The following is a 19,594-nucleotide window of genomic DNA, read 5'->3' as shown; positions in this document are numbered from 1 at the left end:
GGCGAAGGGTGGTATTTCTACCTAACCGGCCTTCTTGGTTGTCTTCTTGGCGGCTTTTTTCTTGGGCGCCGCCTTTTTCTTGGTCCCTTTCAGGGCCGCGCGCTCATTGACCAGTTCGATGGCCATTTCCTGCGTTACGTCCTCGGGTTTGATGTCCTTGGGAATGGTCGCGTTGACCTTTTCCCACTTCACATATGGACCATACCGCCCATCCAGAACCTGCATTGCGCCACCATCGGGATGTTCCCCCAGTTCTTTCAGCGCTTTGGCCGCAGCCCGGCGTCCGCGCCCCGGATTGGAGCGCTTTTCAGCAAGCAATTCGACCGCGCGGTTCATACCGATCTCGAACACGTCATTGGGGTCTTTGAGGTTTGCATAAACCGGTTTGGCCTCATCCGCCAGCTGGTGCATCAGATATGGTCCGAACCGCCCGAAATTCGAGCTGATCATACCGCCCTCGGGGTGCTCACCAATCTGGCGGGGCAGGGATAGCAATGTCAGCGCCTTGTCCAGATCTATATCATCCTTGCTCCAGCCACGTGGCAGCGAGGCGCGCGGAGGTTTCTTGTTCTCAGGCGTTGGCTCTCCACGTTGAACATAAGGTCCGAACCGACCGGTCTTCAGCCAGATATCATCACCTGAATCTTCACCCAGCAGGCGCTCTTCACCCTCGGCACCTTCACCGGCGATAGGACGGGTATAGGTGCATTCGGGATAGTTGCCACAGCCGACGAACCCGCCAGTGCGTGAAGTTTTCAGGTGCAACTGGCCCGCGCCGCATTTCGGACAGACACGCGGGTCAGATCCATCCTCGCGTGGCGGATAGAGCTGCGGTGCCAGTGCTTCGTCCAGTTTGTCCAGCACTTCGGAAATGCGCAGTTCCGATGTCTCGCCAATCGCGGCCGAGAAGTCGCGCCAGAATTTGCTCAGCAGATCCTTATAGTCCCGATCACCTGCACTCACATCGTCCAGCTGTTCTTCCAGATTGGCGGTGAATTCATAACCGACATACTGACGGAAGAAGTTCAGCAGAAAAATCGTGACGATCCGCCCCTTTTCTTCGGGGATCAGCCGGTTCTTGTCCTTGCGTACATATTCCCGGTCCTGAATCGTTGTGACAATCGAGGCATAGGTCGACGGTCGCCCGATCCCCAGCTCTTCCATCCGCTTGACCAGCGTCGCCTCGGTATAGCGCGGGGGCGGTTGAGTGTGATGTTGCAGCGCCAGAACTGATTCATTGTCTGACAGAATAGCCTCTTTCGCGGCCCGGTCCGTGCCATCGCTTGTCGCTTTGGTGAACTGATCCCGCAACGTGGTTTTAGAGAACCGTGCAGGGTCGTCCTGCATGATCTGGGGCAGGCGTTTGTCATCCTCATCGGCGACATCATCGCGGCCTTCTTCATAGACACGCATGAACCCGTCAAACATCACCACCTGACCGGTCGCGCGCAGGCCAACCTGCCCATCTTCGCTGCCGATTTCGACAGTTGTGCGTTCCAGCCGGGCAGCAGCCATCTGGCAGGCAATGGTGCGTTTCCAGATCAGGTCATAGAGCTTGCGCTGATCGTCGTCCGTTACCTTCAGCGCTTTGGTATCGCGGGTCATATCCGTAGGCCGGATGCATTCGTGGGCTTCCTGCGCGTTCTTTGCCTTGTTCTTATAAATGCGAGGGCTGTCCGGCACATATTCCGCGCCATAGCGGTCGGCGATGGTCTCGCGCGTAGCCGCCACGGCCTCGGGGGCCATGTCGATGCCATCGGTTCGCATATAGGTAATGTAGCCGGCCTCATACAAGCGCTGTGCCACTTGCATCGCGTGACGCGCACCCATGCCGAACTTGCGGCTGGCCTCTTGCTGCAGGGTCGAGGTCATGAAGGGTGCGCTGGGATTTCGAGCGGCGGGTTTCGCCTCGACCGAAGTGACACTGAGCGCGCGGCTGGTGATCGCCTGCACCGCCAGTTCGGCCTGGGTTGAGTTGGACAGATCGTGCTTGTCCAGCTTTTTACCGGCCAGTGTGACTAGGCGTGCCTCATAGGTCTGACCACGGGGTGTTTCGAACAGGGCGCGCACCGACCAGTATTCCACCGGTTTGAACGCCTCGATTTCCATCTCTCTCTCGACGATCAGGCGCAGGCAGACAGACTGCACGCGGCCTGCGGATTTTGCACCAGGCAGTTTGCGCCACAAGACGGGCGACAGGTTGAACCCCACAAGATAATCCAGCGCACGGCGGGCCAGATAGGCCTCGACAAGTGGCATGTCCACCTGACGGGGGTTTCGCATCGCCTCGGTCACTGCGTCCTTAGTGATGGCGTTGAAGGTCACCCGGCTGACAGGCGTATCCTTTTTGATCGACCGGCGTTTGGTCAGTGCTTCCTGCAAATGCCAACTGATCGCTTCACCCTCACGATCGGGGTCGGTGGCGAGGATCAGGGCGTTGTCTTCTTTCAGCGCGTCGGCGATGGCTTTGACATGTTTGCGGCTGTCGTTTCCGACCTCCCATTTCATCGCAAACTCATCCTCGGTATCGACCGAGCCATCTTTGGGCGGCAGATCTCGAACATGGCCGTAAGACGCCAGAACCGTGTAGTCCGGGCCAAGATATTTATTGATTGTTTTGGCCTTGGCAGGGGATTCTACAACAACTACAGGCATTTAAGGGGAAACCTCGCTCGACGGAATTGGCGCCTTCTATGAGTGTGCAAGATGTGTAGGGCAAGAGCGAATTGTCAATGCGTTCCTTTGAAAGCAAGGATTTATAGGCGATTTCAATGGGATACATGTGTAAGATTGGATATCCAACACTCAGGCGGTCAATGACAGAAGACCCCCGGGTTGGCGTTGAATACGTCCGTCCAGTTCCAGATCGACCAAAACCGGGGCAATTTCACCCGCCGTTGCCTCAACATCGCGGATCAACTGGTCTTCGGCGATAGGAGAGGGGCCGAGCCGGGTCAGAATTAGGCGTTCCAGGTCATTGGTTGAGCATGGTGTGCGGGGTAAATTCTTTTGGAGCATTTGCTGGGGTTCGAATAGGTTCGCTTGCTGCGGTAGCGCTTCGATCACATCTTCTGCAGACCTTATCAAAGTAGCACCGTCGCGGATCAGCAGGTTGCAGCCAGCCGCGCGTGCGTCAAACGGGTGTCCGGGCACAGCCAGAACATCGCGCCCCTGGTCCAAGGCGTCGCGCGCTGTAATCAGGCTGCCGGATTTGGCGGCGGCTTCGACCACAATAACGGCCTTTGCCAGGCCCGAGATGATCCGGTTGCGACGCGGGAAATGGCGCGCCTGTGGCGTGACGCCCATGGGTTGCTCCGAGACGCGCAGCCCGGAACCTGCGATTTCAGCGGCAAGATCGGTATTTTCAGCAGGGTAAACCACGTCGACCCCCCCCGCCATAACGGCGATGGTGCCTGTTTCAACCGTGGCTAGGTGCGCCGCGGTATCAATCCCGCGGGCCAGGCCAGAAACGATCACATAACCCTGTTTTCCCAGATCGGTCGCCAATCCGCGCGCCATTCGCGCGCCCAGAGATGAGCAGTTGCGGGCACCGACCATAGCGACCGAGGGGCGCTGTAAAAGAGAGGTGTCACCGATTGCCCACAACATTGGCGGAGCATCATTCAGATCATGTAAAGCGGATGGGAAATCGGCGGACCCTAGGCACAAAAGCCGCGCATTGGCAGCTTTTGCGGCCTTGAGTTCCGCCTCAATCACGCCGGGCGGGCAGATTTCATACCCTTCTATTCCGGCAGCGCGTGCCATTTCCGGCAGCGCGGCCAGCGCATTCTGCGCCGAGCCATGTTCGCGAAGCAGCCGCCGAAACGTCGCCGGGCCCACTTTGCGAGAACGCAACAGACGAAGCCAGGAAAACCGATCCTCTTCCGTGGTGGGTGGGAGTGTGGGGTGATTGGAAGAAAGCTGCTCTTCGGTCATCCGTTGCTCCGTCTGATTGCAGAACTGGTTTACGGCTGCCAGGGTTAACAGCGTGTGAATCCCGTCAAATTTTCCGGATATATTTCGAGGCTCGGGTGTCTCAGTTGCGTAGGTTGTTGAAAATCAACGGCAAAAAATACAGCCGAGTCGGAAGTCGGAAAACACCTCTCCGCAAAGTATCAATGCATATCCAAAGCGGGCGTTAACCCTGCGCTTTGGAAGCAGTGACCGATTCTAATTAGGCCGCCGATCCGCCAATCGTCAGCCCATCCATCAGGACCGTAGGTTGGCCAACGCCCACAGGCACCCATTGACCATCCTTGCCGCAAGTGCCCATTCCCGGATCCAAGGCCATGTCGTTGCCCAACCCGCGAACGCGTTTGAGGGCAGAGGGGCCATCGCCAATCAATGTTGCCCCTTTGACCGGCGCGCCGATTTTGCCGTTTTCAACCCGGTATGCCTCGGTACAGGAAAACACAAATTTGCCGTTGGTGATATCCACCTGACCGCCGCCAAAGCCTACGGCCCAGATGCCATCCTTTATATCGGCTACCAAAGCGGCGGGATCGGCATCGCCACCCAGCATGATTGTATTTGTCATCCGTGGCATTGGTTTATGGGCATAGCTTTGACGCCGCCCATTCCCGGTTGGCGCAACACCCATCAGACGGGCGTTCTGGCGATCCTGCATATATCCGGTCAGGATGCCGTCTTCGATCAGCACCGTGCGCGAACTGGGTGTGCCCTCATCATCGACGCTGATTGATCCGCGCCGGTCGGCGATTGTGCCGTCATCAACGACCGTGACGCCTTTGGAGGCGATCTGTTGACCCATCAGCCCGGCAAAGGCGGAACTGCCCTTGCGGTTGAAATCCCCTTCAAGGCCGTGGCCAATTGCTTCGTGCAGCAAGATGCCAGGCCAGCCAGGGCCCAGTGCGACCTCCATCACGCCCGCAGGGGCGGGAACAGCCTCGAGGTTGACCATGGCGATGCGAAGGGCCTCGCGGGCTTTATCCTGCCAGTCGGTTGGGTCGATCAGCCCGTCCAGGCCGATCCGGCCACCTCCACCGGTCGAGCCGCTCTCACGACGGCCGTTCTGTTCCACGATGACCGAGATATTCAACCGGGTCATGGGGCGGACATCGCGGACCAGAATGCCGTCAGGGCGCAGAATCTCAACTTCCTGCACCGCAGCAGCAATAGTGGCGCTGACCTGTACTACACGCGGATCAAGATCACGGGCAAAGGCGTCAATCTCGCGCAATGTTTCGATTTTGACGGGGAAACTGGCAGATTCGATAGGGTCTTCGTCTGTATAAAGGCGCTTGTTGGTGGCCCGGGGGGCATCAGCTAGCGTTCCGCCACCATCACCGACCGCCAGCCGCGCGGTCTCGGCGGCCCGTTTCAGGGCAGGAATCGAGACGTCCGTTGAATGCGCATAGCCTGCCACTTCGCCCTGTACGGCGCGCAGGCCGAAACCTTCGGACGCGTCATAAGAAGCGGTCCGCAAGCGCCCGTCATCAAAGACCAGAGACTCGGATTTCCGGCGTTCAACGTACAGTTCTCCGTCCTCGGCCCCGGCGGTGGCGGATTGCAGTACCGCAAGCGCTTCGTCATGTGGAAGAGCGCTTTCAAACGGGCGAAACGGGTCGTTGGGCATCTCTTGGGACCTTTCGAGTTTGATCCAGATCAAAAATAGCGTCTGTTTGACGCAAGCATTTTGCTTTATCTACCCGCAGGAATATGGTTTTTAACGCGGCCAAAGACAACGGGTGAGGTGTGGCCGATTCACACCTTTTCGCCAGGGACGCAAAGATCAAACGATCAGGACAGAAAATGAAGAACGCTTTGAAGCTTTCGGGGCTTATGACAGCCCTCTCCAGCCTTCCCGCCATGGCTCAGGAGCTTGAGATTATTGGTCAGCCGGTTGACGGCGGCATAGGATTCCAGCCTGCAGCCACTAGCCTTGCCGAGGGGATTCATCGCCTGGATAATATGATTCTGGTGATTATTACCGCGATCTGCATATTCGTTGCGGGCCTGTTGGTTTACTGCATCATGCGTTATAACCAACGCGTCAACCCGACCCCGGCGCGATTCTCGCACTATACTCCGGTCGAGATCGTCTGGACGTTGGGTCCGATTCTGATTCTGGTATTCATCGGTGCTTTCTCTCTGCCGGTTCTGTTCAAGCAGCAGGAAATTCCCGAAGGTGATGTCGTTATCAAGGTTGTCGGCAACCAGTGGTATTGGACATATGAGTATGTCGATCACGATTTTGCATTCGACAGCTATCTGCTCGGCCATCCGGCCACGTTGGACGAAGGTACCCGCCCCGCCGATGCGGACGTGACGGCGTTTGTCCTGGATGACGCGATGCGGGCCAAGCTGGCAGACGCAGGGTATAGCGACGATGAGTGGCTGCTGGCCACCGACACAGCGGTTGTTGTCCCGGTTGGCAAGGTCATCGTGATGCAAGTTACTGCGTCCGACGTGATCCATTCCTGGACCATTCCGTCCTTCGGTGTGAAGCAGGACGGTGTACCCGGACGCCTGGCTGAGCTGTGGTTTGAGGCCGAAAAGGAAGGCATCTATTTCGGCCAGTGTTCGGAACTGTGCGGCAAGGACCATGCCTATATGCCGATCACTGTCAAAGTTGTCAGCCAAGAGGCGTATGACGCTTGGCTGAAAGGTGCGATCGACGAGTATGCGGGCCTGCCGCAGAACTATCAGGTCGCTTCGAACTGATTTCAGTAAGGGTGGGATGCGTCCCGCCTGCTACTAGATGCAGGCTGTGCGAGAGATCGCACAGCCTTCGCCCCAAAAGGACCCGAGATGAGCGACGCAAGCATCAATGCAAGCCAAACGACCGCCCAAGCGTATGCGAATGAGGCCAGCTTTGGCGATTACTTCGCCCTGCTGAAGCCGCGCGTGATGTCGCTGGTTGTATTCACGGCGCTTGTTGGTCTGCTGGCAGCGCCGGTACCGGTACATCCGTTCGTTGGGTTCTGCGCGATATTGTTCATTGCCATCGGAGGTGGCGCATCCGGCGCGCTGAACATGTGGTGGGATGCAGATATCGACCGCGTTATGAAGCGCACCAAAGGTCGCCCCATACCGTCGGGCAAGGTACAAGAGGGCGAAGCGATGGCCTTGGGCCTGGCACTGTCCGGCCTGTCGGTGATCATGCTGGGTCTTGCAACCAACTGGTTCGCCGGAGCCTTTCTGGGCTTCACCATCTTCTTCTATGTCGTTGTCTACACGATGTGGCTCAAGCGCTCGACGCCACAGAACATCGTGATTGGCGGCGCAGCTGGGGCTTTCCCGCCGGTCATCGGCTGGGTCGCTGCAACCGGATCCATGTCCGTCGAACCTTGGCTGATGTTTGCCCTTACCTTCATGTGGACGCCGCCGCATTTCTGGGCGCTGGCCCTGTTTATGCGGTCGGATTACGACGATGCGGGTGTGCCGATGTTGACGGTAACCCATGGTCGGCGGGCGACGCGCTGGCATATTCTGGTCTACACCGTTCTGCTGGCAGTGCTTGCGATTGGAACCGGCTTTTCGGCAATCGGCGGCCCGATCTATCTGACCGTCGCTATTGTACTGAACGCGTTGTTCCTGCGCGGAGCATGGGCAATCTCGCGTCGGACCGAGGATGACTCCGAGGCTGATAACTTCAAAGTTGAGCGTGGCTTTTTCAAGCTCTCGCTGCTGTATCTTTTCCTGCATTTCGGCGCGATCCTTGCCGAAGCACTGCTGAGGCCTTACGGGCTGGGAGGCTGGGCATGAGCCTGCGCAAAAGCCATGAGTTGCATCAACGTCGGTTCAGCCGAAATCTGGGCGTTGGCCTGACGCTTGCTGCATTCATCGTGCTGATCTTTGGGCTGACGATCGTCAAAGTCTCAGGGACCGATTTTAACAGGGCCATGCAAGAGGTGCAGAACTGATGGCGCTCACGGGGCCGCAAAAAACCGTCGTGCAAACCGTCGGCGTTGTTGTTCTGATGGGCAGCCTCGCCTGGGCTTCGGTACCGTTTTACGACTGGTTTTGCCGGGTCACCGGGTATGGCGGCACAACCGGAGTGGCTGAAGCCGCGCCAGAGGACATCCTTGAGCGCACTGTTACCGTTCGCTTTGACGCCTCAAAGGCGAAAGACATGGCCTGGGAATTTAAGCCGGTCGAGCGCCAGATGGAAATCCGCATCGGTGAAACGGGCCTGGCCTTCTATGAGGCATATAACCCCACGGACCGCCCGATTGCCGGTCAGGCTTCTTACAACGTTGCGCCTTATTCGGCCGGTGGGTATTTCCAGAAGATCGCCTGTTTCTGTTTTGAAGAACAGGTGTTGCAACCCGGAGAACGGGTTCAGATGCCGGTGAGCTTTTTCGTCGATCCCGAAATGGTCGAGGATCTGGAAGCCAAATATGTGCATACGATCACTCTGTCGTATACATTCTACGAAATTGACCTGCCCGAGGGCTATGCCGCCCTTGATGTTCAGGCTGATACAAACAAGAACTAACGCCTGTAGGTGAGGGACGCTGATGGCACACGCAAAAAATCATGATTACCACATTCTGACCCCTTCGATCTGGCCACTGATCGGCGCCGCGGGCGGCTTTGTAATGTTGTTCGGGGCCGTCCTCTGGATGCACGGCGTCACCTCCTACATGTTCTGGGCCGGTCTTGTTGCGGTTCTTTACACCATGTTCGCCTGGTGGTCCGAAGTGGTGGCCGAAAGCCGTGTGGGCGATCACACGCCGGTCGTGCGCATTGGCCTGCGCTATGGGTTCATCCTGTTCGTGATGTCCGAGGTGATGTTCTTCTTCGCCTGGTTCTGGTCGTTCTTCAAACACCGTATGTACCCGATGTACGACTATGCGGGCACCGAGTACATCCAGCCGGATATCCACGCGGTTGACCCGTTCCACTTGCCGCTGATCAACACGCTGGTCCTGCTGCTTTCGGGCTGTGCCATCACCTGGGCGCACCACGCGCTGGTGCATGACAATGACCGCAAGGCGCTGATCAACGGCCTAGCTATTGGTATCGTTTTGGGCATCGCCTTTACCGCTCTGCAGGGCTTTGAGTACTACGAATTGCTGGCTCATGAGGGCTGGAAATTCGGTGGTGATCAGTTCTATTCGAACTTCTTCATGGCAACCGGCTTTCACGGCTTTCACGTGATTATCGGCACCATCTTCTTGTCGGTCTGTTTGATCCGGGCACTGAAGGGTGATTTCACGCCGGAAAAGCACGTCGGTTTCGAGGCCGCGGCCTGGTACTGGCACTTTGTTGACGTTGTCTGGCTGTTCCTGTTCTTCGCAGTCTATATCTGGGGACAAGCCCCTTTGATCTGACGCCGGACCGGTAAAAAAATTGCAAAAGCCGCCCCCACGGGCGGCTTTTTCTCTATCAGGGTGCAAGATTGCACCCGATACAAATGGGTGGTTGCAATTCAGTTCACACCGCCCTTAACAAGACGCCGGTTTCTGCAACAAGGTTTGACCCCGCCATGCGCCGCATAACTTTCCTGCTGATCTTCGGGCTCGCCGGTCTGGGCGTACTTGTGTCGCTGGGCGTCTGGCAGGTACAGCGGCTTGGGTGGAAACAAGACGTGTTGGCCGAGATTAACGACCGGATCTCCGCCGAACCTGTTTCCCTGCCGCAGCAGCCTTCCGAGACACGGGACAAGTACTTACCGGTTTTCGTCCAGGGTGAGATGCAGCCGGGTGAAATCCATGTTCTGGTTTCGGTGAAACAAGTAGGCGCTGGCTATCGAGTTATCCAAGCTTTCGATACTGGCGACCGGACTATTCTGGTCGATCGCGGTTTTATCCCAACCACTGCCAAACAGGTTGAAAGACATACCGGGCAGATCGAACTGACGGGCAATCTGCACTGGCCGGATGAGATCGACGGCTATACGCCCGAACCCGATTTGTCTGCTAATATCTGGTTTGCCCGCGATGTTCCCGCTCTTGCCGCAGCTCTGGGAACCGACCCGGTTCTGCTGATCGCACGGTCCCAAACCGATCCGAATGTGACCCCTCTGCCAGTGGACACTGCGGGCATCCCGAATGATCATCTGGGATACGCGATCACATGGTTTGGCCTGGCTTTGGTCTGGGCTGCGATGACTGGTTATTTCCTGTGGCGCGGTCGCGCCCCATCAGAAAGTGAAGCGCAATGAAATATGTCTCAACCCGCGGGCAGGCGCCCGAACTGAGTTTTGAAGAGGCGATGCTGACCGGGCTGGCCCGCGACGGCGGCCTGTATCTGCCCGCCGAGATCCCGGTGATGAGCCAGGATGACATCGCTGCTTTGGCCGGCCTGTCCTATGAGGAGATCGCCTTTCGTGTGATGTGGCCCTATGTCAGCGGATCATTTGGGGAAGATGAGTTCAAACAGATCATTGCCCGCGCCTATAAAGGGTTCGGCCATGACGCCCGCGCACCGTTGAAGCAGTTGAACGAGAACCACTTCCTGCTGGAGTTGTTTCACGGCCCGACACTGGCCTTCAAAGACTTCGCCATGCAGCTAATCGGTCAGTTGTTCCAGGTAGCGCTGAAGCGTCGCGGGGATCGGGTGACTATCGTGGGCGCGACCAGCGGTGATACCGGTTCGGCCGCGATTGAGGCGTTCCGGGGGCTGGATGCGGTAGACGTGTTTATCCTGTATCCGCATGGCCGCGTTTCGGAGGTGCAGCGTCGTCAGATGACCACACCTTCGGACAGCAATGTGCATGCTCTGGCCGTCGACGGGGACTTTGACGACTGTCAGGCCGCGCTGAAAGATATGTTCAACGATTTCGACTTCCGTGACGGTGTGAAACTGGCGGGGGTGAACTCGATCAACTTCGCCCGCGTGCTGGCACAGATCGTCTATTACTTCTCAGCTGCGGTCAGCCTTGGCGCGCCACATCGCAAGGTCAGCTTTACCGTGCCTACGGGTAATTTCGGGGACATCTTTGCGGGCTATCTGGCCAAACGCATGGGATTGCCGATTGACCGCTTGGTAGTGGCGACCAACCAGAATGACATTCTGCATCGGTGTCTGGCAGGCGAAGGGTATTTCAAGGGAGACACGATCCCTTCGATCAGTCCTTCGATGGATATTCAGGTCAGCTCGAACTTTGAACGGGCGCTGTATTATGCCTATGACGAGGATGGCAATTCTGTGGCTCAGCTGATGGACGAGCTGAAGACGGGCGGCTTCAATGTCAGCCAAGGCGCGATGGAAGCGTTGCGCGAAAGCTTCGACTCGGGCCGCGTGTCCGAAGAGGAAACACTGGCGACGATCACAGCCACGCTGGCCCACAGCACCGAACTGGTCTGCCCCCATACTGCCGTGGGTATCAAAGTTGCCGAGGAGCACCGCGACGCGAACGTCCCGATGATCACTTTGGCGACTGCACACCCGGCCAAGTTCCCGGCTGCGGTCGAGAATGCGAGTGGCGTACATCCGCCTCTTCCCTCTCGCATGTCTGATCTGTATGAACGTCCGGAACGGGTGACCCGCATCGCCAATGATCTGGGCGCCCTTGAGGATCATATCAAAGGGCATATCGCCGAGTGACTGTCAGACAAGACCAACTGAAGAACGGCTTCCGTATCGTCAGTGAACATATGCCGGGGCTGCAATCTGCGGCCATAGGCATCTGGGTAACCGCCGGTGCGCGCAATGAGCGGATCGAACAGAATGGCATAGCCCATTTCCTTGAGCATATGGCGTTCAAGGGAACCAAACGGCGATCCGCGCTGCAAATTGCCGAAGCGATCGAGGATGTGGGCGGGTATATCAACGCCTATACTTCGCGCGAGGTGACGGCATATTACGCGCGCGTTCTAAAAGACGATGTGGCGCTGGCGATGGATGTCATCGGTGACATCGTCCTGAACCCGATCTTCGATCCGCGCGAGATTGAGGTCGAACGCGGTGTGATCCTACAGGAAATCGGTCAGGCCTATGACACGCCCGACGATGTAATCTTTGACTGGCTGCAAGAGCAGAGCTATCACGATCAGCCCCTGGGCCGGACCATACTTGGCCCCACTGAACGCGTCAGCGCATTCTCGCGCGAGGATCTGTCGGGTTTCGTGGCCGAGCATTATGGCCCTGAACAGATGATCCTATCCGCTGCTGGTGCGGTGGATCACGATGCACTGATGAAAACGGCCGAAGAGATGTTTGGTCACCTGCAACCACGCAAGGGTTTGATCCCTGAAGTGGCCCGATTTACCGGTGGTGAGGCGCGGCAGGAGAAAGAACTGGAGCAAGCTCATTTCGCTTTGGCGCTGGAAAGCCCCGGCTATCGCGACGACGCGATCTATACCGCGCAGATTTATTCGACCGCGCTGGGCGGGGGTATGTCTTCGCGCTTGTTTCAGGAAGTGCGGGAAACGCGCGGGCTTTGCTATACGATCTTTGCCCAGGCTGGCGCCTATGCCGACACCGGCACTACTACGATCTACGCGGGGACATCTGCGGATCAGATCGGTGAGTTGGCGACGATCACCATTGACGAAATGAAACGTGCCGCCGAGGATATGAGCCCCGAAGAGGTCGCGCGTGCTCGTGCGCAAATGAAGGCCGGAATGCTGATGGGGCTGGAAAGCCCCTCGAACCGGGCCGAGCGTCTGGCGCGTCTGGTGCAGATCTGGGGACGGGTGCCGTCGCTTGAGGATACTGTTGCCAAGATTGACGCGGTCAGCACCGAAGATGTCCGCAGCTTTGCCGAGCAGATAGCAGCACAAGCGCCAGCGGCGCTGGCGCTGTATGGTCCGGTATCAGGTGCACCCACACTCGCGGACTTGCAGGAGAGGCGCGCGGCGTGATGCTTCTGGGCAGACGCAAGCTGAAACTTGAAACCGAGCGGCTCAGCTTGCGCCCGCCCGTGCACTCCGACTTTAATGACTGGGCAGCGCTGCGGCGCTCGTCCAGAGATTTTCTGACCCAGTGGGAGCCGATCTGGGCTTCGGATCATCTGAGCCGGAAGTCCTTTACCAACCGGGTCTACTGGGCGCAGCGATCTGTTGCGAGCGGGACGGCGATTCCGTTGTTCCTGTTCCGGCGCTCTGATGACCTGCTGGTTGGTGCGATCACGCTGGACAATGTGCGCCGTGGCCCGGCACAGGCGGGGACCCTGGGCTATTGGACCGGTCAGGCTTTTGCCCGCAACGGCTATATGCGCGAAGCTATTGGCGCGGTGGTCCATCATGCCTTCACGCGGTTGGACCTGAGTCGGATCGAGGCGGCGTGTTTGCCCGAAAACAAACCTTCGCGTGGGTTGCTGGAAAGCTCGGGCTTTAAATACGAAGGCGTGGCGCAGTCCTATCTGCAGATTGACGGGCGCTGGCGAACGCATGTGTTATATGCCTGCCTGCGCTCAGACCGGCGCGGGAAGACCGAAGCCGGGTAGGTGGCCTCGGTGAGGCCATTGGGGCTCTGCCCCAAACCCCGAGGTATTTTAGGCCAGATGAACTAGGGGCATGACTTGGCGGGCACTTGCGCTACAATCACGTTATGCGCTGGGTGGTTTTTTCATTTTTGGTGATCTCGGGCGGGGCTGTGGCACAGGAGTGGCGGCCAAGCCATTGCATCGCCATTGCGGATGCGGCACCAGGGATCGAATACCTGCATAAAGCGGGGTGGCAAGATCCGGTGCCGGAGTATTCCGTCCGGATCAGCTATGTCGCGCATGCGTCATTCCTGATCCAGACACCGGGCGGGTTGAACGCTGTGACGGATTTTACCGGCTTTATCGGCGGGGCCAGCTTGATTCCCGATGTGGTGACGATGAACCACGCCCATGGCACGCATTGGACCGCGCATCCCGATCCAGCCATCCCGCATGTGCTGCCGGGTTGGGGTGTATTCGGGCAGGGGATCGAACATCACCTGGATCTGGAAGAGATGTTGGTGCGCAATGTCTCGACCGATATCCGGTCCGTCTATGGCGGGGTCGAAGAACGTGGCAATTCGATCTTTGTGTTTGAGGTGGCGGGCTTGTGTATCGGGCATCTGGGTCATCTGCACCACGTCCCATCGGACGCGCAATTTGCGGCCCTTGGACGGTTGGATGTTGTTATGGCAGCGGTGGATGGTGGAACGACCATGCCGCTGCCCGAAATGATTACAGTTCTGAAACGGTTGAAGAGTTCGGTCATCATTCCGATGCATTGGTTTTCAGACTATTCGCTGGATCGGTTTCTGGCGGATGTCAGGGGCGATTTCCCGGTTGAGCGCGATGGCGTGTCGGAAATCACCGTATCCCTGCGCTCACTTCCGGACCGGCCAACGGTGGTTGTGTTAGAGCCGCAATACCTGATCGAGTTGGAATAGGGCTTGTCGGGACCTGTTGCCTTGGGCAAGGAATGGGCATGACCCTGAATCCCGCAGACGATCAATTCGCCCAATCAATTCGCGCCGCCTTGCCGGATGAAGTGCTGCGACCGGTCACCGCGCGATATCTCGAGGAGCCGCGCCGTCGGATTTCCGGGCAGGCGGGGGTGCTTGCGGTGCCCAGAACGGCCGAGGAGGTGGCGGTTCTGATCCGATTGGCTGCCGAGGCATCGGTCCCGGTGGTGCCATATGGGGGCGGCACCGGTGTGGTTGGCGGTCAGGTGACGTCGGACGGGCCTGCGCCTTTGCTGATCTCGCTAGAGCGGATGACAGCCATCCGGGCTGTCTATCCGACAGAGAATGTGATGATTGCAGAAGGTGGTGTGATCCTTGCAGATGTGCAGGCGGCTGCCGAAGGCGCGAACCGGTTATTTCCACTTTCCCTTGCCTCACAGGGGTCATGTAGGATCGGAGGGAACCTGTCGACAAATGCAGGGGGGGTTAACGTGTTGCGCTATGGAAACGCCCGTGACCTGTGTCTGGGCCTTGAGGCGGTTCTACCAAGTGGCGAAATCTGGCATGGGCTCAGCCGGTTGCGAAAGGACAATACCGGGTATGATCTGCGCAATCTTTTGATCGGAGCCGAAGGGACGCTAGGGATCATCACTGCGGCGGCACTCAAGCTGTTTCCCCGCCCTGAGGCGGTTGGAACGGCCATGGTTCAGGTCACCTCTGCCGAAGCGGCGGTTGATTTGCTGGCGCTGGCGCGGGACCTCATGGGGGACAGCGTCAGTGCATTTGAATTGCTTCACCAACAGGGTCTTTTGTTCCTGAGTGAGGTTCTGCCAGACACGCGGCAGGCCTTTGCCGAGCCGCCCGAATGGTCTGTACTGATCGAGATTGGCTTGTCGATGGGCCAATCACCTGAAACCGCGTTTGAGGTGCTGTACGAGGCCGCTGAGGCACGTGGGCTGGTCACGGATGCGGTGATTGCACAAAGTGAGGCGCAGCGCCGGGATATTTGGGCCGTGCGCGAGCGTATTCCGGATGCAAACCGGCTGATCGGGTCGGTCTCAAGCCACGATATCTCGGTGCCGATCTCGGCCATCCCAGAATTTATCCGGCGTGGTGCAGATGTTGTGGCCGCGCTTGGTCCGTATCGGGTGAACTGTTTCGGGCATCTGGGCGACGGGAACCTACATTACAATGTGTTTCCGCCAAACGGGCATTCCCGGTCAGAGTATGACGCCGAAAGTGCAAAGGTAAAAAGGGCCGTTCATGACCTTGTGCATGAGTTCCAGGGCTCTGTCAGCGCAGAGCACGGTATCGGGCGATTGAAGACCGAAGATCTGGAGCGATATGGCGATCCGGTCAAACTGAGCGCGATGCGGGCGATCAAATCGGCGTTGGACCCCAAAGGGATCATGAATCCCGGCGCGGTCCTGCGGCTGTAAGTGCGGGATCCGTCAGAGTCCTTCGAATTCGCACAGGACATGAACATCCATGCCCATCTCTTCCAGAACCTTGCGCCCGCCCAGTTCTGGCAGGTCAATGATGAAGGAACATGACACGATCTCGCCGCCCAGCCGTTCGATCAGTTTGATCCCGGCGGCGGCGGTGCCTCCGGTGGCTAGCAGGTCATCCACGACCAGAATTTTCTCACCCGGTTGGATGGCGTCATCGTGAATCTCGACGATAGCCTCGCCATATTCCAGCGTGTAATCTTGGCTGATTGTTGTGCCGGGCAGCTTGCCCTTTTTGCGGATGGGGACGAAACCGACGCTCAGCTGATGAGCGATGGCGCCGCCCAAAATGAAACCGCGCGCCTCAAGCCCCACGACCTTGTCGATCTGTTCGCCAGCATAGGGGTGCAACATCTGGTCAATCGCCATGCGAAACCCGCGCGGGTCCGCAAACAAGGTGGTGACATCCCGAAACATGATCCCTTCGTGCGGAAAATCGACGATGGTTCGGATGTAATCCTTGACCGACTTGTTTCTTGACATGACCAACCCCTTCTGGCGTCAAAACACGCTGGGTTGTTTGGCCCATCGGGGACGGTCATGCAAGAACAGAATGAACGTGCTGGCTTGCAATCTTCCTAGAACGTGCGATTGCCTATCTCACCGAAAAAACCAGATAGGTTTTCCGAGACGTCGTCTTTTTTAGCCAATGCGTTGGTTCCGAAAAAGAATTACCTGAATTGAACACAGGCTACTTGCAAAGATTCCGCAAGGTTGTTAGCTGCCCATCATATGTTTTATATATATACTAAGTATATACGTTTTATTTCTTCTGAAGTCTTTTGGAGACAAAGTGCATGTCAGGGACAGATCGTAAGATTTCAGTCAAAAAGGACAGCCAGCTGGTTCTGCGGCTGGATCGTGGCGAGCGCGATGCTTTTGTAGAGCTGTGCAGGGAACTCGACACGTCGGCGGCGCGGGAAATCAGGCGGTTTATTCGCGGATTTATGAAGGATCACGCTGTAGATTAGGCCCTCAGGCCGGGCGACGCAGGATTGACGTGGCGATCCCCATACCGATCAGGGTCAGCCCCCCGAAACGCGTCAATGCGCGAATGGTGCTTGCGCGGCCGATCATATGGCGCAGCCGATCTGCCAAAAGGGCATAGGCCAATGCGTTCAACCAGGCCAGCCCGACGAAGGTGCCTATCAGGATCGCGAATTGAGGGCCCATAGGTTCGGCAGGGCGCAGGAATTGCGGCACGAAGGCGATAAAGAACGCAATCGATTTGGGGTTCAGGGCGGTTACAGCGGCCGCGTGACCAAAGACGCCTCGCGCAGTGATATCTGCGTCAGGTTCAACCGCTTGCAGCCCCGCCGATGGGGCGCTGCGCAGTAACTTGATGCCCAGCCAGACCAGATAGGCCGCGCCGACCCACTTTAGGACAGAAAACAACGTAGCTGAGGCCAGCACCAACGCCCCCAATCCCAGCAATGAGGCTGTCATGGCCACCAAATCGCCAACCGCCACCCCGGTGGCCGAGGCTACGGCAACGCTGCGGCCTTTGGACAGCGCATAGCTGAGCACCAGCAGAACAGTGGGGCCGGGGATCAGCAGCAAAGCGGTGGATGCGGCCACAAAGGCCAGCCAGATGTCAAAGGGCATGTGATCTCTGATTAAGATACGCCAGTATCAAGCTTTGGTGATGGGCAAAGGTCAAGCCCCTGAGGGCCGGGTCACGCGGTGCATCAACGCCTCAAGTGGTCCGCGTCTGAAGCGCAGAAACCATAGCAGCGCAAATCCTGAGGACAGCACGCAGAAACCCAAGGCGTAGCCAGCGATCTGTGGTGCGCTGAGCGATCCGTCCAGCAGGTCGGACTCGTCCAGAATGCCCATCCCAATCACGATATGTGCGATATACAGCGTCAGGCTTTGCCGCCCAGGCGCAGTCAGCGCCATCGCGGCGCCCAGCCCTTGAATCCGCGGCCAGAGCTTTAGCAACAGGCCGATCACCACACAGGCGGTTCCAGCCCCGGCCAAAATGTAAATCGGCCCCGGAGGGATGGATTGAGTGCCCAGATAGGCGGCCAGGTCAGGATCGGTTGTCAGCTTTTGCGGAAACAGGGCCAGAACCGCTGCGCCAAATCCCCACATGATCAACCGGTGCTGAACACAGACCGTCTGTAGTTGCGATCGCCCAATCGCCATACCGATCAGCAAGAACGCTGCCCAAGGTAGAACGGGGTGCCAACCATTGAACAGCAAGTTTCGTACAAAGCCCTGTATCGTCCACAGGTCGGTATGGGTCAGGGAAACCCAATCCCATCCCTGATTGTAGTCAAAGATAAGATTGGCGAGAACAGCCAGGACAACGACACTGCATGCCCCAAGCCACAAACCAAAGATGGACGAGGACAGAAACGCCGCGCCGACAACAAAATACAATGCATAGAAATGCAGGATATCGGCCTCAAACATGGTCATGTTGATCAGGCCAAGTACGAACAGAAATGCAGCCCGTCGTAACAGAATTCCAGCAGAAGGGCTGGACAGGCCAATACCGATCCCGGCCAGAATGACAAACAATGCAGCAGCACGACCTTCCAGTGCATCGACAAGCGCCGATGCCCAGTCATCTACCGGTTTGACCTGCGCCGCGATGCGAAAGTTCACCAGCACCATGCCGCAAAATGCCAGAAAGCGTGCGGCGTCCAGGGCCTCGAGCCGTTTCATTCCTATCCTCTTCGTTCCCTGCCGCCCGTACCGAACTTAAAAGGCTGCCTTTCGGTTAAGTACTGATGCGGCCGACCGGAATAGGCGCTGATACCAATCGCTAGAGCACCCGCCCCGCGACTGCGTCCAATTTCGCCAGCAGCGCCGGATCACGCTTTTCTGGCGCGGTCAGGATCGCGTATTCCAGCGCCCGGTCACACCCGTGCGGGCAGGGCAGGCGCTCTGCCCCCAGCAACTCTGGCAAGCCCTTGACCAGCGCCCTGCCTTTTTCGGCGTTCCCGGACAGGGTGGCGATAATGGCGGTCACGTCGACCTCGCCATGGTCCGGGTGCCAACTGTCATAGTCGGTGACCATCGCGATCGAAGCATAACAAAGCTCGGCTTCTCGGGCGAGTTTAGCCTCGGGCATGTTGGTCATTCCGATCACATCGCAGCCCCAATGCTCGCGGTACATTTTGGATTCTGCCAGTGTCGAGAACTGCGGCCCCTCCATCGCCAGATAGGTGCCGTCGCGATGAACGGTGATGCCGGCGGCCTTGCCAGCAGTCTCACAAGCATCTGACAAGCGCGGGCAGGTTGGGTGTGCAACGCTGACATGGGCCACGCAGCCAGAGCCAAAAAAGCTTTTGTCCCGCGCAAAGGTGCGATCGATGAACTGGTCGACGACAACAAAATCTCCGGGCGCCATATGCTCGCGGAATGATCCGCAGGCCGAGATCGAGATCACATCCGTGATCCCCAGACGTTTCAGCGCGTCAATATTGGCGCGATAGGGCACGTCCGTCGGCGAATGAATGTGGCCACGCCCGTGGCGAGGCAGGAACGCCATCTCGATCCCGTTCAGCGCGCCGGTCAGTATTTGGTCCGAAGGTTTACCCCAAGGCGTTTCAACCGAGACCCATTGCGCATTCTCCAATCCGTCGATGTCGTAAATGCCTGATCCGCCGATGACGGCAATCTTGGTCTGGGTCACTGGTTTTCTCCGATTACGGTGCTTGTTCAATGATTTGTGCGCTGGGCTGCCTGGTTTGACAAGGGTGAACGCCCAGTGGTTCTATCACTTTTTCGCAGGGGTTTGGGTCGTTGCTATCCGAGCCAGGCAGAGCATCAAGCCA

Annotated in this window: 19 protein-coding genes; 12 read left to right on the top strand and 7 right to left on the bottom strand. The window is 57.9% G+C overall.

Annotation, left to right across the window (positions count from 1 at the left end; genetic code table 11):
- Window positions 1–21: 21 nt before the first annotated feature.
- The 3 genes from topA to tldD form a co-directional block, all read right to left on the bottom strand.
- Complete coding sequence (gene topA, locus AC2FFF_RS12575; protein ID WP_281973274.1) at window positions 22–2,655, bottom strand: type I DNA topoisomerase; 2,634 nt, start codon at window positions 2,653–2,655, stop codon at window positions 22–24.
- A gap of 150 nt (window positions 2,656–2,805) precedes the next feature.
- On the bottom strand, window positions 2,806–3,936 hold the full coding sequence (gene dprA, locus AC2FFF_RS12570; RefSeq protein WP_271950505.1) for a DNA-processing protein DprA: 1,131 nt from the start codon (window positions 3,934–3,936) through the stop codon (window positions 2,806–2,808).
- A gap of 238 nt (window positions 3,937–4,174) precedes the next feature.
- A complete protein-coding gene (gene tldD / locus AC2FFF_RS12565; protein WP_142637988.1) occupies window positions 4,175–5,596 on the bottom strand; it encodes a metalloprotease TldD in 1,422 nt (473 codons plus the stop codon).
- A 176-nt stretch (window positions 5,597–5,772) separates the two neighbouring features.
- Here tldD and coxB point away from each other — a divergent pair, with 176 nt between their 5' ends.
- The 11 genes from coxB (at window position 5,773) to AC2FFF_RS12510 (ending at window position 15,737) form a co-directional block, all read left to right on the top strand.
- Window positions 5,773–6,684 carry a cytochrome c oxidase subunit II gene (gene coxB, locus AC2FFF_RS12560; protein ID WP_142637990.1) on the top strand — a complete coding sequence of 304 codons (912 nt, stop codon included), beginning with the start codon at window positions 5,773–5,775 and terminating at the stop codon, window positions 6,682–6,684.
- An 87-nt stretch (window positions 6,685–6,771) separates the two neighbouring features.
- Complete coding sequence (gene cyoE / locus AC2FFF_RS12555) at window positions 6,772–7,728, top strand: heme o synthase (RefSeq protein WP_271950501.1); 957 nt, start codon at window positions 6,772–6,774, stop codon at window positions 7,726–7,728.
- Entirely contained in the window at window positions 7,725–7,886 is a 162-nt protein-coding gene (locus AC2FFF_RS12550; RefSeq protein ID WP_185956706.1) for a cytochrome c oxidase system small membrane protein, read from the top strand. Before cyoE ends, AC2FFF_RS12550 begins: the two co-directional genes overlap by 4 nt.
- Window positions 7,886–8,461 (top strand): cytochrome c oxidase assembly protein, encoded by a 576-nt coding sequence (locus tag AC2FFF_RS12545; protein WP_142637994.1) that lies wholly within the window; start codon window positions 7,886–7,888, stop codon window positions 8,459–8,461. Before AC2FFF_RS12550 ends, AC2FFF_RS12545 begins: the two co-directional genes overlap by 1 nt.
- Window positions 8,462–8,483: 22 nt before the next feature.
- A complete protein-coding gene (locus AC2FFF_RS12540; protein ID WP_142637996.1) occupies window positions 8,484–9,299 on the top strand; it encodes a cytochrome c oxidase subunit 3 in 816 nt (271 codons plus the stop codon).
- 155 nt (window positions 9,300–9,454) lie between these two features.
- Window positions 9,455–10,132, top strand: coding sequence for an SURF1 family protein (locus AC2FFF_RS12535; RefSeq protein ID WP_142637998.1), 678 nt, complete (start codon window positions 9,455–9,457; stop codon window positions 10,130–10,132).
- Entirely contained in the window at window positions 10,129–11,517 is a 1,389-nt protein-coding gene (thrC, locus tag AC2FFF_RS12530) for a threonine synthase (RefSeq protein ID WP_142638000.1), read from the top strand. Before AC2FFF_RS12535 ends, thrC begins: the two co-directional genes overlap by 4 nt.
- Complete coding sequence (locus tag AC2FFF_RS12525; RefSeq protein ID WP_142638002.1) at window positions 11,514–12,776, top strand: M16 family metallopeptidase; 1,263 nt, start codon at window positions 11,514–11,516, stop codon at window positions 12,774–12,776. Before thrC ends, AC2FFF_RS12525 begins: the two co-directional genes overlap by 4 nt.
- The gene (locus tag AC2FFF_RS12520; RefSeq protein WP_271950493.1) at window positions 12,776–13,360 is read left to right on the top strand and encodes a GNAT family N-acetyltransferase; all 585 of its coding nucleotides are present in this window, start codon (window positions 12,776–12,778) and stop codon (window positions 13,358–13,360) included. The genes AC2FFF_RS12525 and AC2FFF_RS12520 overlap by 1 nt, the downstream gene beginning before the upstream one ends.
- 104 nt (window positions 13,361–13,464) lie before the next feature.
- A complete protein-coding gene (locus tag AC2FFF_RS12515; protein WP_281973271.1) occupies window positions 13,465–14,283 on the top strand; it encodes an MBL fold metallo-hydrolase in 819 nt (272 codons plus the stop codon).
- Window positions 14,284–14,321: 38 nt separating this feature from the next.
- Window positions 14,322–15,737: an FAD-binding oxidoreductase gene (locus AC2FFF_RS12510; protein WP_281973270.1), complete on the top strand. Its 1,416-nt coding sequence runs from the start codon at window positions 14,322–14,324 to the stop codon at window positions 15,735–15,737.
- A 12-nt stretch (window positions 15,738–15,749) separates the two neighbouring features.
- Here AC2FFF_RS12510 and AC2FFF_RS12505 read toward each other — a convergent pair whose 3' ends face one another.
- Window positions 15,750–16,289 carry an adenine phosphoribosyltransferase gene (locus AC2FFF_RS12505; RefSeq protein ID WP_142638010.1) on the bottom strand — a complete coding sequence of 180 codons (540 nt, stop codon included), beginning with the start codon at window positions 16,287–16,289 and terminating at the stop codon, window positions 15,750–15,752.
- A 314-nt stretch (window positions 16,290–16,603) separates the two neighbouring features.
- On the opposite strand from AC2FFF_RS12505, the gene AC2FFF_RS12500 reads away from it, so the two are divergent.
- A complete protein-coding gene (locus tag AC2FFF_RS12500) occupies window positions 16,604–16,777 on the top strand; it encodes a hypothetical protein (protein WP_185956707.1) in 174 nt (57 codons plus the stop codon).
- A gap of 4 nt (window positions 16,778–16,781) precedes the next feature.
- Here AC2FFF_RS12500 and AC2FFF_RS12495 read toward each other — a convergent pair whose 3' ends face one another.
- The 3 genes from AC2FFF_RS12495 to AC2FFF_RS12485 all read right to left on the bottom strand — a co-directional run bounded on the left by AC2FFF_RS12495 (window position 16,782) and on the right by AC2FFF_RS12485 (window position 19,452).
- The gene (locus tag AC2FFF_RS12495; protein ID WP_281973269.1) at window positions 16,782–17,411 is read right to left on the bottom strand and encodes a LysE family translocator; all 630 of its coding nucleotides are present in this window, start codon (window positions 17,409–17,411) and stop codon (window positions 16,782–16,784) included.
- A gap of 51 nt (window positions 17,412–17,462) precedes the next feature.
- Window positions 17,463–18,479, bottom strand: a complete 1,017-nt coding sequence (locus AC2FFF_RS12490) for a DUF418 domain-containing protein (RefSeq protein ID WP_281973268.1) — start codon at window positions 18,477–18,479, stop codon at window positions 17,463–17,465.
- Window positions 18,480–18,579: 100 nt separating this feature from the next.
- A complete protein-coding gene (locus AC2FFF_RS12485) occupies window positions 18,580–19,452 on the bottom strand; it encodes an S-methyl-5'-thioadenosine phosphorylase (protein ID WP_281973267.1) in 873 nt (290 codons plus the stop codon).
- Window positions 19,453–19,594: the final 142 nt, after the last annotated feature.

The sequence above is a fragment of the Ruegeria sp. YTSA226 genome (genome assembly GCF_059609905.1).
Note: the sequence above shows the minus strand (reverse complement) of the source record. Positions and strands in the feature narration are given on the sequence as shown.

Excerpts from the sequence above, each read along its gene's own strand:
- topA (WP_281973274.1), bottom strand. The coding sequence starts at position 2,655 with ATGCCTGTAGTTGTTGTAGAATCCCCTGCCAAGGCCAAAACAATCAAT.
- dprA (WP_271950505.1), bottom strand. The coding sequence starts at position 3,936 with ATGACCGAAGAGCAGCTTTCTTCCAATCACCCCACACTCCCACCCACC.
- tldD (WP_142637988.1), bottom strand. The coding sequence starts at position 5,596 with ATGCCCAACGACCCGTTTCGCCCGTTTGAAAGCGCTCTTCCACATGAC.
- coxB (WP_142637990.1), top strand. The coding sequence starts at position 5,773 with ATGAAGAACGCTTTGAAGCTTTCGGGGCTTATGACAGCCCTCTCCAGC.
- cyoE (WP_271950501.1), top strand. The coding sequence starts at position 6,772 with ATGAGCGACGCAAGCATCAATGCAAGCCAAACGACCGCCCAAGCGTAT.
- AC2FFF_RS12550 (WP_185956706.1), top strand. The coding sequence starts at position 7,725 with ATGAGCCTGCGCAAAAGCCATGAGTTGCATCAACGTCGGTTCAGCCGA.
- AC2FFF_RS12545 (WP_142637994.1), top strand. The coding sequence starts at position 7,886 with ATGGCGCTCACGGGGCCGCAAAAAACCGTCGTGCAAACCGTCGGCGTT.
- AC2FFF_RS12540 (WP_142637996.1), top strand. The coding sequence starts at position 8,484 with ATGGCACACGCAAAAAATCATGATTACCACATTCTGACCCCTTCGATC.
- AC2FFF_RS12535 (WP_142637998.1), top strand. The coding sequence starts at position 9,455 with ATGCGCCGCATAACTTTCCTGCTGATCTTCGGGCTCGCCGGTCTGGGC.
- thrC (WP_142638000.1), top strand. The coding sequence starts at position 10,129 with ATGAAATATGTCTCAACCCGCGGGCAGGCGCCCGAACTGAGTTTTGAA.
- AC2FFF_RS12520 (WP_271950493.1), top strand. The coding sequence starts at position 12,776 with ATGCTTCTGGGCAGACGCAAGCTGAAACTTGAAACCGAGCGGCTCAGC.
- AC2FFF_RS12515 (WP_281973271.1), top strand. The coding sequence starts at position 13,465 with ATGCGCTGGGTGGTTTTTTCATTTTTGGTGATCTCGGGCGGGGCTGTG.
- AC2FFF_RS12510 (WP_281973270.1), top strand. The coding sequence starts at position 14,322 with ATGACCCTGAATCCCGCAGACGATCAATTCGCCCAATCAATTCGCGCC.
- AC2FFF_RS12505 (WP_142638010.1), bottom strand. The coding sequence starts at position 16,289 with ATGTCAAGAAACAAGTCGGTCAAGGATTACATCCGAACCATCGTCGAT.
- AC2FFF_RS12500 (WP_185956707.1), top strand. The coding sequence starts at position 16,604 with ATGTCAGGGACAGATCGTAAGATTTCAGTCAAAAAGGACAGCCAGCTG.
- AC2FFF_RS12495 (WP_281973269.1), bottom strand. The coding sequence starts at position 17,411 with ATGCCCTTTGACATCTGGCTGGCCTTTGTGGCCGCATCCACCGCTTTG.
- AC2FFF_RS12490 (WP_281973268.1), bottom strand. The coding sequence starts at position 18,479 with ATGAAACGGCTCGAGGCCCTGGACGCCGCACGCTTTCTGGCATTTTGC.